The sequence below is a fragment of the Vibrio sp. ZOR0018 genome, from assembly GCF_963865925.1.
In the GTDB taxonomy this organism is placed as follows: Bacteria; Pseudomonadota; Gammaproteobacteria; order Enterobacterales; family Vibrionaceae; genus Vibrio; species Vibrio anguillarum.
Window position 1 is genome coordinate 1 of record NZ_CAWMCN010000143.1, and the last position, 1,290, is coordinate 1,290.

The following is a 1,290-nucleotide window of genomic DNA, read 5'->3' on the forward strand; positions in this document are numbered from 1 at the left end:
TTTACCGTTCAATTCAAACTCGTTTTAGCTGATAAAAACTCACCTTGCCTAACGCCCGGCTAAGGGGTTGACAACGCACCGCCGAACATAAAAAACACACTGTAAACACTGAATTTCAATTTTGCACCAAAGTCGCCAAGCGTTGGCAATCCCTCTTGAGCCGTTTGTTAGGCTATTAATCCACCAATTCAATACCTAAGCTTTCTAATAAGCTCAACGCTTCATATCGTGAAAACTTAGCCTTTTTAACGTTATTTTCTAGTACGTCAATGGAGTATGCTGTTGATTCACTGAAATCAACCCTTTGCAAATTTGTTCTCATAAATAAACTGTGGCTAAAATCACTATAAATCATTATTGAACCTGCAAAGTTACCTTCACGGAAATCAACATCATGCAACTTACATTCATCCAAAACCAATTCATTTAAGGTCAGGCCAAAGAAAGACGAGTCATTTAAAATACAACGCTTAAAACTTAGCTCAAAGTCCGAGTGATAAACTGGCCATGTCGCTTTCGTCCAATCAACGCCAACTAACTTACTGTCTTGAAATTTAAGCTCAAAGAGCTTTGAGTTTGTAAAATCCACCAAACTCAAATTGCAGCGTTCAAATGTGCAGTTTGTAAACTTACATTTCTGGAATTTAACCGCTGAAAAATCGCAGTCGGAGAATTGGCAATCTTCAAACTCGACGTCGCTATATTTCTCATCAGGTGAGGAAAGCTTCTCAAAAGAAACGTCGAAATATTGCTCATTATTTTTTAAATCTATCATCGTATCCTCTGAATAGCCTAACGCCCGGTTAAGGGGCTGACAACGCAAAACACTGAACCTAAAATAACAACCGTAATCACAAATACTGATTTGAACAAAAACCGCCACGCGTTGGCAGTCCCTCTTGAACCGTTTGTTATAAGCTGCCACTAAACGTTTGGATTACTTGAGTTATTAAACGAATACATGCGTATTTCATCCCTTGGAAACCAGCCTAATTTTTCGTAAAAATTTTGCGCGTTAACATTATTGCTATAAACAAATAAATGCGTCTTTGAAACACCAATCGAAGTCAAAGCATCAACTGATTTTTCAACCAAAGCTTTACCTATTTTTTGGCCTCGAAATTCTAATGAAACAGCCAAATGTTGCAGATATCCTCTGCGACCATCGGTCCCAACGAGTACCGCACCAATAATTTTATTGCCGCTTAAAGCAACAAAACTTAGCCCAGAGTTTCGGTTAAGGTAACTTTCAATGCTTTGTTTAGAATCAGCATCTCTTAATGACAAGCT

The 1,290-nt window shown here is 38.2% G+C and carries 2 protein-coding genes; both read right to left on the reverse strand.

Going from position 1 to position 1,290, the window contains the following annotated elements; all coding sequences use genetic code 11:
• Positions 1-175: 175 nt before the first annotated feature.
• Positions 176-775: a pentapeptide repeat-containing protein gene (locus tag AACR75_RS16740; RefSeq protein ID WP_047691157.1), complete on the reverse strand. Its 600-nt coding sequence runs from the start codon at positions 773-775 to the stop codon at positions 176-178.
• A 149-nt stretch (positions 776-924) separates the two neighbouring features.
• Positions 925-1,287, reverse strand: coding sequence for a GNAT family N-acetyltransferase (locus AACR75_RS16745; RefSeq protein WP_231564210.1), 363 nt, complete (start codon positions 1,285-1,287; stop codon positions 925-927).
• Positions 1,288-1,290: the final 3 nt, after the last annotated feature.

Bases quoted from the DNA above. Each gene is read 5' to 3' on its own strand.
- AACR75_RS16740 (WP_047691157.1), bottom strand. From the start codon at position 775: ATGATAGATTTAAAAAATAATGAGCAATATTTCGACGTTTCTTTTGAG.